This window comes from Pseudorhizobium flavum, from assembly GCF_044142885.1.
GTDB classification, from domain to species: Bacteria; Pseudomonadota; Alphaproteobacteria; order Rhizobiales; family Rhizobiaceae; genus Neorhizobium; species Neorhizobium flavum.
Genome location: NZ_JBIOKZ010000001.1, coordinates 713,661 through 720,027, shown reverse-complemented (window position 1 = coordinate 720,027; position 6,367 = coordinate 713,661). Strand labels below are relative to the sequence as shown.

7 protein-coding genes and 1 tRNA gene are annotated in these 6,367 nt (G+C 61.0%); 1 reads left to right on the top strand and 7 read right to left on the bottom strand.

The features are described from left to right. Positions 1-267: MgtC/SapB family protein (locus tag ACEPP2_RS03430; protein WP_395515781.1), on the top strand; the 267-nt coding region annotated here is incomplete at its 5' end. A gap of 128 nt (positions 268-395) precedes the next feature. On the opposite strand, the gene ACEPP2_RS03425 is transcribed toward ACEPP2_RS03430, so the two are convergent. The 7 genes from ACEPP2_RS03425 to ACEPP2_RS03395 form a co-directional block, all read right to left on the bottom strand. Continuing rightward, positions 396-1,331: a DMT family transporter gene (locus ACEPP2_RS03425; RefSeq protein WP_395515780.1), complete on the bottom strand. Its 936-nt coding sequence runs from the start codon at positions 1,329-1,331 to the stop codon at positions 396-398. A gap of 443 nt (positions 1,332-1,774) precedes the next feature. Beyond that, on the bottom strand, positions 1,775-3,532 hold the full coding sequence (locus ACEPP2_RS03420; protein WP_395515779.1) for a DUF6538 domain-containing protein: 1,758 nt from the start codon (positions 3,530-3,532) through the stop codon (positions 1,775-1,777). Between the two features lie 34 nt (positions 3,533-3,566). Next, positions 3,567-3,653: transfer RNA gene (locus tag ACEPP2_RS03415), tRNA-Leu, on the bottom strand. Positions 3,654-3,754: 101 nt separating this feature from the next. Further along, positions 3,755-4,054, bottom strand: a complete 300-nt coding sequence (locus ACEPP2_RS03410) for a SelT/SelW/SelH family protein (RefSeq protein WP_395515778.1) — start codon at positions 4,052-4,054, stop codon at positions 3,755-3,757. Positions 4,055-4,255: 201 nt separating this feature from the next. Then, positions 4,256-5,266, bottom strand: coding sequence for a DUF3618 domain-containing protein (locus ACEPP2_RS03405; RefSeq protein ID WP_395515777.1), 1,011 nt, complete (start codon positions 5,264-5,266; stop codon positions 4,256-4,258). Beyond that, the gene (locus tag ACEPP2_RS03400; RefSeq protein ID WP_395515776.1) at positions 5,266-5,682 is read right to left on the bottom strand and encodes a phage holin family protein; all 417 of its coding nucleotides are present in this window, start codon (positions 5,680-5,682) and stop codon (positions 5,266-5,268) included. The genes ACEPP2_RS03405 and ACEPP2_RS03400 overlap by 1 nt, the downstream gene beginning before the upstream one ends. Beyond that, positions 5,675-6,361, bottom strand: coding sequence for a nutrient deprivation-induced protein (locus ACEPP2_RS03395; RefSeq protein WP_395515775.1), 687 nt, complete (start codon positions 6,359-6,361; stop codon positions 5,675-5,677). Before ACEPP2_RS03395 ends, ACEPP2_RS03400 begins: the two co-directional genes overlap by 8 nt. Between the last annotated feature and the right edge of the window lie 6 nt (positions 6,362-6,367).

The following is a 6,367-nucleotide window of genomic DNA, read 5'->3' as shown; positions in this document are numbered from 1 at the left end:
CGCGTGCTGCAGGGCATTGTACAAGGGATCGGCTTTCTCGGTGCGGGCGCGATCATGGTTCGTGCAGCGCGGCGGGAGGTCGAGGGTTTAACGACGGCAGCGAACATCTGGGCGACGGCAGGAATTGGAGTGATAGCGGGCCTGGGATTGGAAGCAACCGCCGTCCTGTCAACCTTCGTGGTCTTGATCATTCTCGCGGCAGTACCCGCTATGCTTCCAAAGCTGTCCGCGAAGAAATCAGGCCCGAACGAGTCTGATCCAAGTTGAGCAGATACATCGTCCCGATATCGCACTCCGTCAGCTAGGACCTCGAAGCCGGATTAGGTGCTTCGAAAGCAAATTCCTCCCGCTTCACCATTCAAGGTCGCCTGTGACATCTCCGGGGGAGGGATGCTTTAGTCCTTCAGAACGCCCATGACTATGAGTCCTGCCGCAGTCACGAGGGCGCCGAGGATGACCGGGGGAGCAACCCACCCGTGCCCCAGAAGCCCCTCAAGCACGATCACGAAGCTGGGCGTCAAATATCCATAACCAAGGACTTTGGCAGCCGGTAGACGCATGGACGCGTACTGAAGCAGTAGGAAGGTAAAGGCAGTCGTCACGATGGAAAGGTAGGCAAGGGTGGCCCAGACCGACAGTGGCAGCGCTCTAAACTCCAGCGAGGCCAGCTCGCGTGCACCCGTCGGCACCAGCCATGGCACCGTGAACACGATAATCCAGAAACCGAACAATACGGGGTTCTCCCCCCGGGATAGTTTTCTCAGCAGCGGCACGTAGGCAGCATGGCCGATCACACCAGCCAGGAAAATCAGCTCGCCGCGTCCGATATCGAACGAAAGCAGTGCCTGAACGTCGGCGCGAAATATGACCCAGATGGCTCCAAGCCCCGCCGTGACAAGAGCAGCCAGGACGTCTGGTCGTGTCCGTTGGCCGATGAACATCAGCGCGAACCCTGCGCTGATCAGCGGCATGAGGGTGAAGACTGCTCCTGTCTGGACCGGGCTGGTGAACTCCAGCGCGATGAACATCGTGAGCATGTACGTTGCTATGAGACCGCCGAGGACTGCATATCTCCAGATGGCTCGAGGCAGCGCGAACGGGACCCTCATGATCCAGAACGTCAGAACGCCCATCACTGCCACCGTCATGAGGTAGCGCATCAATGTCAGCGGCCCGGAGTCCAGATGTTGCGCCGCCATGCCGCCGAACGAGAATGATCCCGCGATGAGTGAGGCGAACAACAGCATGGCGAGATGAGCAAGCAGCTTCTCACGTCCTCGAGCATGGACGTTGGAGAGCGCAGGAGCGGGGGAGGGACCGGGCGGGGGCATGACCTGAGCAGATAACAGACGAACGCTTGCGGATAAATGCTCGAGCACGCTTGTCGTGGAATGATTATGAGGGAGGCGCACAGGGAGTCTCATAACGGAAATGATTTCCGCTTCGCGCCCCCCGCATTTCTGAGCTGAAAGTCGGCTTCTCGAAATCCCACCGCGTAAGCGGACGGTCCGCAGACGGCCCCAAAACAGCCTTTCCGGCATGACCGAGTTCTTAGCCAACTTGGCCTCGTGTGGTGAGTACCGCTGACCCCCGAGGGACGGATGGATGTCCTCGTCACACCACATAGGCAACTGGGTTACCTGTCCGAGATGCTCAACGCCTCTTGAAACGGCGGTATCGGGCTGCATTGCGTGCGGTCAGCCGAATGATGGTGACAGACCACCCTCTCATGCCACCTGAACATTTCATGCAAACAGCCAGCCGCCCGAATGTCTCATTCCGGTGGTAGCGTTAGTTTTTGCAGAGCTGCTGCCATCACCGCTATGCCGATGTGTCGGTAGACGGCCGAAGAACTACCATCACTGTGACCTTGGATAGCGTCTGCAACGCTGTCTTGTATCCCAACTCGGGCTGCTTCGGTCTTGAACCAATGCCGAAGAGCATGGTTGGGGGCTTTGCGAGGGTCGCGGAAGCCGCAGCTACGGATCCAGACACCGAGGCGATTGGAGACGCCTTTTGAGGCGTGCTTGCGCTTGGGATCACCTGAGGATCGGGAATAGAAGAGAGGGCCGCTCCCTCGCGAGGCAACAAACTCAAGGAAGCCGGCCTCGATCAGTGCAGGGTGTATGGGGACGGTACGCTCGCTTGACTCATTCTTGATGCTGCCGGCGTCGCTCGCCGGCTGTATTTTCAGAACTGCGTAGCCCTCTTCCTCCGTTACATGCGAGCCGTGCAACTGAGCGACCTCGCCAATGCGAGACCCGGTGGCTGCTGCAAGCCAGGGTAGCCAGCGCTTCCACGGCTCCTTCGCCTCTGCGGCGAGATCGAGCAGTTTTGCTACTTCATCATTGGTATAGCCTAGCATGCGAGTGCCGGCCTTTGCCTTGCGAATGACCTTGATCCCTTCGGTGGGATCCGTCGCCATCGTCTGGTTGGCGATAGCGAACCGGAACAAGGCGCGTGCGCAGCCGAGATAGCCACGGGAGATTGTTGCCGCCGCTTTCTTGTCCCGTACGAGCTTGTCCTTCCATGCGACGATGTCAGCCGCGACAACGGTGCGGATGTCATTCGCCTTGGGTCCTAGAAAGGACTTCAGGTCGCGAACGATTCCGCGCCAACTGGAGAGGGTGCTGGCGCTTGGGTTTGTCTCCCTTTCCCATTTCTCGAAGATAGCGTCGATCGATAGGGGATCGCCTTCTAGGGGGAGCGGAGACGGGGGTGGGCTCAAGGCCTTGGCAACATCAGAAATCGGAGCCGGGCTCGATGGAGCAACTTGATCTGCCGCTATCGGGTCTCCGCCAAGAATGGCTTCAAGGGTTGAAAGCTCGGTGTCCAGTAGCAGCCGAGCTAAACTCACCGCGGATTTATCATTCAATCCGGCAAGACGCTCACGGGCAGCGATCACAAACTCTTCGACGTCGCCGGTTGCCCGCATCCGCTTCAGATTTCGGACGCGCTCTTTCAGTCGAAAGTGGTTCAAGAAGCCGATGATCTTGTCGAGGTCGCCTTCCGCGACGAGATGATCGAAATAGGTATAGGCGTCGGCTTCGCCGTGACCGAAATGGGCAGGGGTAGGGAGTGCCATGAGTTCCCCCGACCAGAGGCGCCGAGGCTCCCGGGTTGCCTCGGCATAGAAGGCCGCTCGCTGCTCGAACTCGCGATCGCGGACCGTAAGAGTGTGTTGCGAGACGATCCTCGGGAAGGTGGCGCGTAGAGCGCCCTGATCAGCTGCTGGGGTCGCCTCGTTGGGCCCGTTCGCCCCCTGGCTCTTCGAGCGCAATTCCTCGATCTGCTCTTCGGCTTCCACAGTCTTGCGGGCCAGGCGGGTCTTCGCGGTTTTGAGGTCTTTGGTACGCAAGGAAGTCACCACCAGCTGCCGGCCATAGACCGGCACGATATCCTTGGGGATCCATAAGCGGAAGTAGAAGGTGCCGTTTCGCACCATGAGCCGGTCTGGCAGCATTTTCATCGCTTCGTGGGCCTCGACTATAACACTGACTGTTACAGCTGGGACTTCAATCGAGCGATCCAAAGTATCTGAACAAAGTCAAATACTTAGTGGGAAATGGTGCCCAGAAGAGGACTCGAACCTCCACACCCTTGCGAGTACCAGCACCTGAAGCTGGCGCGTCTACCAATTCCGCCATCTGGGCGACGGAGAGCGATGTACGGGGGCGGCCGTCTGCTGTCAACTGGCTTTTTGAAGTTTCCATGTCGGGATTGCAAAAACAGTCGCAGGACCTTCGCCCGCAACCTAGGAGGCATCGCCCGGTGGCGTTTGCCGGTCCAGATGCCCCAGGTCCCGCTCCGGCTCAATCACGTCGCGAACCCTTTGCTTGAGCTCCTTCGGACGCGGAAATCCACCGTCACGCTTGCGTTCCCAAAGGAGGTCACCGTCGATCCGGATCTCGAAATTGCCGCCGGTTCCGGGAATGAGCGCCACTTCTCCGAGACTGTCGGAAAAGGTCTGCAGCAGTTCCTGCGCCATCCATCCAGCCCGCAACAGCCAGTTGCATTGGGTGCAGTAGAGGATGGTGACGCGCGGCTTGTCCATGGCTCTTCCTTCGACGGGTTCTGGGAGTCGAGCGACTATGGACTGAACGCGAGCGGAATTCCATCCGAGGGAAGGGCAAGTGTAGCGAGGACTTTCCATTCCTCGTCTGGAACATGGCACGAGGCAACGTGCGTGAACCTCTGGTCCAACAAAAAAAGGCTCCCGCACGAATACGGGAGCCTTGAAGCGAAGACTATCAGGTCAGTGGGGGCGGGTGTCTCCGCGCGCCGCGCCATTGCCCTGCTGCATGCCGCGGGCTTCCTCGGCTATTCGGTCTCTAGCTGCATCATGGACATCCGATGCGACGGCCGTGGCCTTGCCGTAGATGTCCGATGCGACGGCCTCGGCCTTGTCCACCGCATCGGCGGCCTTCGTGGACATCTGCTTACGCACGCCCTCGGCCATCTCGCCCATTGCCTCGTCCTCGCGGCGCGTGTTCGGCAGGGCCGCACCGATGGCCGCGCCGAGCGCAAAAGCCAATGCCCCGCCGATCAGTGGCTGGTCGCGGAAATGCCGCGCGATGCTGTCGTTCAGATCGCCGGCATAATCGCGGACCGAGCCACCCGCCGACATCGCACCGTCACCCATGGACCGCGCACCGCGCATCATGGAGTGACCGGCTTTTCCAGCGGTAGAACTCATCCGTCTCCAGGTCTTCGAAGCCCAGCCGGAAGCCTCGTCGAAGAGGCGGCCAGTTTCGTCGCGGATGTCATGGACCTGACGCCCGGTCGCATCTGCAAAGCCGCGATAGGTCTTGCCCGCCTCGTCCATGAAGTGGCCGGCACGTCGACCGGTTTCATCGGTCAAAGCCCGGAACCGGCTACCTCCCTCGTCGGTGAAGTGGCTGTAACGGCTCTCCCCCTGCGTCTGCACGGGACCGACGCGGCGGACATGGCCGGTGACGGGCGCCAGCGGATATTCCACTCCATCGTCCTCATGGGCAGAGGTCCGGTTGCTGCCTGGATTAGCCATCAGCCAGGCCATGCTCACACCCATCAGTGCAACGGGGATGGGATTGGTCTTCATGGCACTGCCGAGATTGGCGACGTATTCGCCGCCGCCGCTCGCCTTGGCATAGGCCAGTGCTTCGTCCAGAAGCTGGCCCGGCGACATCTTCGCCTGGATCGCATCCATGCGTTCCTCGATCCGGCGACGGTCCTGTTCGATCTCGCGCTCGAGCTGTTCAGCCCGCATTGTATCGGTCGTGGACATCAGACACGCTCCTTTATCATCTGGGCATCCCGGCGAATGGACGTCGAGGTGCGGTCGAGCTTCAGGTTCTCACCGCGCAGAGTCGAGAGGCCGCGGTGGATCATACCCCAAGCGAGGAGGGCCACGATGACGCCGACGATGACTGACGCGAGGCCATCTGCTCCTGGTTCCGTCATTCCCCGCGCGACGAAGAACGCGGCGAGGCCATTGACGAGGGCCGCGAGAAGAACGCCGACGGCAGCGATGGCGAATACGAGCCCTGCGGCAAATGCCTCAACCCCCGTAAGGGCGTGGGACATCTTCTCCGAGGCTTCGGTCTTGGCGAGCGTGATTTCCTTGCGGAAGAGACCGGTGATGTCGGACACCAGTCCGCTCAGCAGTTCGGAAAGGGGACGATTGTCCATTTGGTTAGCCATTGTAGCTTCCCTCCGGCTTGTAGCCCGTCGCATAGCCGGCGCCGGTGGCGGGGCTGACGGGTGAGGTTGTCGTGGTGGCCGTGCTGTCGGCCCGGCTGATGCCTTCTGTACGCCCCGAAGGCTGGCTGGTGCGCTCGGACGATGCGGTCAGGAAGCGGCTGGCGGCAAAGCCTGCCAGGGCCGCAATGCCAAGAAAGGCGGCCGGCTGTCTGCGGCCGAAATCTTCAGCCATGGCTGCGACCTCGCCTAGATCCTTGCCCTTCATGTCATCGGCAAAGCGTTGCATGCTGGCACCAATCTGCTTGGCGTAGCGGCCGACCTCGCGCTGGTCGCCCTGCTCGAGCTCGCCCCCGACGCGCTCGATGGCGCTGGCGATGCCGCTGACTCGGCTCGCTGCAAAATCCTTCTGCTCGCCGGCAGCGTCGCGGGCCTGTTGCCCCACCCGGCTGACCTGTTCCTGGGCGCCGGCCTTCACCGCCTGCCAGTCTTCAGCGGCTTTCTCCTTCAGGCTGCCTCCTGCGTCCTTGGCCGCGGAGGAAACTGCCGAGGCGGCATGGGACGCTGTCCCCTCTTGCCCCGACGGCTTGCTGGCGGAAGGGTCGCGAGCAGGATTGCTTGCGGTTGGATAGGTAGAGCCAGGCTGAAAGCCGGCTCCTGGATTCGTGTCTCGTTCGGTCATTGAACT